The sequence below is a fragment of the Streptomyces bambusae genome (genome assembly GCF_019400985.1).
Taxonomy (GTDB): Bacteria; Actinomycetota; Actinomycetes; order Streptomycetales; family Streptomycetaceae; genus Streptomyces; species Streptomyces bambusae_A.
This window is the reverse complement of sequence record NZ_WTFF01000561.1, coordinates 1-2,369: the sequence shown is the minus strand read 5'-3', so window position 1 is coordinate 2,369 and position 2,369 is coordinate 1. Positions and strand designations below refer to the sequence as shown.

Below are 2,369 nucleotides of genomic sequence, written 5' to 3'. Positions count from 1 at the left end.
GGTCAGGACGTCCACCGCCTCCGTCAGCAGGGCCACCCGCTCGGCGCCGGTGGCGACCTCCGCCGCGAGGCGCAGCGCCTGGCCGGTCGCGGACGGAGCGCCGAAGGCGCGGGCGCGGCGGACCGCGTCGGCGGCCAGGGTCCGCGCCCGCTCGGGGTCGTCCTGCGCCAGGGCCCGGGCCAGGTGGAGCTGCCAGGGGCACCACGACGGGTTCTGGATCCCCCGCGGTGTCAGGCGGCGTCCGACGGCCTCCAGTTCGACGGCGGCCGCCTTGTTCTCGCCGCGGGCCAGGAGCAGCTCGGCGTAGACGGTCTGGGAGTCCGGGAAGACCACGGCCGCCGGGAAGGGCTCCCCGTACGCGTGCTCCTGCGCGAGCTCCCAGGCCTGCGCCACCTCGCCCCGGGCCAGCAGGATCTCGATCAGGATGGCGACGGAGTACCAGTGCACGGGCGTGCGGCGGCCCACGCGCTCGGCGATCTCCAGCCCGGCGCGGACCAGCTCGTGCGCGGCGTCCAGGCGGCCGCGCCGGAAGCGGACGTAGGCCCGCAGGCTGTACGCGAAGGACAGGTGCGCCCCGCGCCAGCCCTGGCGCTCGAATTCGGCCGTGCCGGCTTCGAAGAGCTCCTCGGCCCGGTCGGGCCGGTCGGCGTACAGGTAGGTCAGGGCGACCAGCACCGGTACCTCGAAGCCCCGGTCCGCGTGGGCCCAGCTGAGCGGGTCCTCGCCGAGGGCGCGCGCCGCGTGGCCGAGCGCCACCTCGGCGGGTTCGCCGCGCAGGGTCGCGTCCCAGGCACGCAGCCCGATGACGTACCGCTCGGTGAGGTCCCGGCCGGTGAGCCGGTCCGCGAGCCGGGCGAGCCGCCGTGAGCGGGCCGGCGAGTCGGGCTCGTCGGCGCGGAACGCGTCCCACATGAACTGCTCCGCCTGGAGCCGCAGCCGGCCGCGCGCGTCCGGGGCGTGCGGGATCTCGGCAGCCAGCACCATGGAGGCGTCGGCGAGCCGGTCGCTGTGCGCGAGCACCTGGGCCAGCCGGATGACGACGGCCTGGCGCAGGGCCCGGTCGTCGATGGGTTCGGCGAGGGCGGCGCGCAGGTGGTTGACGGTGGTGGCGGGCTCGGTCAGCAGTGAGGCGCAGCCGAGCTCGTACAGCACGGCCGCGCGCTCGGTGAAGCCGGGCGGCTCCCGCAGGGCCCGGGCGAGCTGGCGGCGGGCGGCCTCGGGGGCGCCGGCGCGCAGGTTCTCGGCGGCGGCCTCGCGCAGGGTCCGTACCACCCAGGGGTCGTTCTCGGGGTGGGTCTCCAGCAGGTGGCGGGCGGCGGCGCGGGCACCGAGCCCGGCGTCGACGACGGCCGCGGCCGCCTGTCCGTGCAGGGCGACCCGCAGGGCGTCGGGGACGGCCCGGTAGATCGTGGTGGCGATCAGCGGGTGGACGAATTCCAGCGGGGCGTCGGCGGCCGCGGCGGCGGCGAGGATCCTGGCCTCGCGCAGTCGTGCGGTGGCATCGGCGGCCTCCTCGCGGCCGAGGCCGGCGACCCGGGCGGCGAGCTCCTGGGGAACGGCGGTGCCGAGCACGGCGCAGGCCCAGGCGAACCGGACGGTGGACGGTCCGAGGCGTTCGATGCGGGCGGCGAGGCCGCTGCCGCGCTGGGCGGCGGCGAGGTCGCGCAGCAGGGGCGCGCTGGCCGCGACGGGTTCCAGGGCGCGGCCGCGCACCTCGGCGGCGAGTTCGACGGCCTCGAAGGGGTTGCCGGCGGTGACGGTCCAGGCCTCGTGGCAGAAGGCGTCGTCGGCGTGCTCCCCGACCGTGTCGCGCACCAGCGCGCCGACCGCGGCGGCGGTGAGCGGGGCGAGGCTGAGCGGGTGCTGTCCGGCCCGGCCGGGGGTGGTGCGGAACGCGTCGGCGTGGGCGGGGAGTTCGTCGGGGCGGTAGGCCACGACGAGCAGCAGCGGCAGGTGTTCGGTGCGCGGGGCGTACGCGGCCAGCCAGCCCAGCGACTCGGGGTCGGCCCAGTGGGCGTCGTCGAGGACGAGGACGAGGGGCGCGCGCTGGACGGCGAGGTGGGTGAGGACCCAGTCGAGGCCGTCGCGCAGGCCCTGCGGGTCGGGCGGGGCGCCCTCGACGGGGGCGCACAGGCCGAGGGCCGGGCCGACGATGGCGTACCAGCCGCCGAGGGCGGCGCGGAGTTCGTCCTCCGGGGTGCCGGCGAGCTGCGGCTGGACGAGCTGGCGGGCGACGTGGAAGGGCTGGACCTGCTCGCGTTCACCGCCGCGGGCGGCGAGGACGGTGCAGCCGGCGGCGCGGGCGCGGCGGCGCACCTCGGCGAGCAGGGTGGTCTTGCCGAGGCCGGCCGGGCCGGACAGGGCGAGCA

Annotated in this window: 1 protein-coding gene; it reads right to left on the bottom strand. The window is 78.0% G+C overall.

Going from position 1 to position 2,369, the window contains the following annotated elements; genetic code table 11:
- Positions 1-2,369, bottom strand: a 2,369-nt coding sequence (locus GPJ59_RS35535) for an ATP-binding protein (RefSeq protein ID WP_258025412.1), incomplete at both ends; no start/stop codon positions are given.